Origin of the sequence: Flavobacterium sp. AJR (assembly GCF_002156885.1) — a bacterium.
Lineage (GTDB): Bacteria > Bacteroidota > Bacteroidia > Flavobacteriales > Flavobacteriaceae > Flavobacterium.
This window is the reverse complement of sequence record NZ_NCWQ01000200.1, coordinates 1-860: the sequence shown is the minus strand read 5'-3', so window position 1 is coordinate 860 and position 860 is coordinate 1. Positions and strand designations below refer to the sequence as shown.

General features: G+C 32.0%; 1 tRNA gene. It reads left to right on the top strand.

Going from position 1 to position 860, the window contains the following annotated elements:
* The first annotated feature begins 575 nt into the window (after window positions 1–575).
* Window positions 576–646 (top strand) — tRNA-Trp (locus B8T70_RS23540).
* Window positions 647–860 lie beyond the last annotated feature (214 nt).

Sequence of the window (860 nt, the reverse complement as noted above, 5' to 3'; positions counted from 1 at the left end):
ATTTAGAAGGGTTGAAAGCTGCTTTATTAGTATAAGGGTTTAACCGCAAAGTGCGCTAAGATTTAATTTTACTCACGCATAGAAAACGCAAAGTTCGCAAAGCTAGATCAACACAAAGCTTTGCGGACTTTGTGTTTTTTGTAAAATCATATTTTTAAAAATCTTGGCGACCTTTGCGGTTATTTCACAAAGAGATTAGGTTTTTTTAGATTGTCTATAGAGGAACGCGGATTAAACGGATTTTTATCTATTATTTTTAAAAATCCTTTTAATCCGTGTTTTTACTTTTGTAAATCCGTATCATCTGCGTTCCTTTCGCATAGAAAACACAAAGTTCGCAAAGCTAGATGAATACAAAGCTTTGTGGACTTTGTGTTTTATAAAACCATACTTTTAAAAACCTTAGCGGTTGTTTCGCAGAATTTTTGTTTTGAAAGAAGAGTGTAAATTTCATAAAGCTTTGGTAGTGATTGTGCTAGTGAATTATTAGCGCTGATCGGCTTAAAACTTTTTAAATTTGCGTAAAAATAATTGGTGAGAAAGAAAAAAAAGCCTTTAATTTGCGGCCTTGAGTTACGGGCGTAGTTCAAGGGTAGAATAGCGGTCTCCAAAACCGTTGATGGGGGTTCGAATCCCTCCGCCCGTGCAATAAAAATATATTAAATAGCAAATAAGTTATAAAATATTTTTCAGAAGCTTTCTTGGAGTTAAAGGTAAAAAGCATAAAAAAAAGCTTCGTCTATCAGGCGAAGCTTTTTTTAATATAAGGTAAAGTTGAATTAATAATTTATTATAAAGCCGAAGCTAACCTTAAATTCAATTTTTGATAGGTAATAATTAATTGTAATTAATTCAAATGT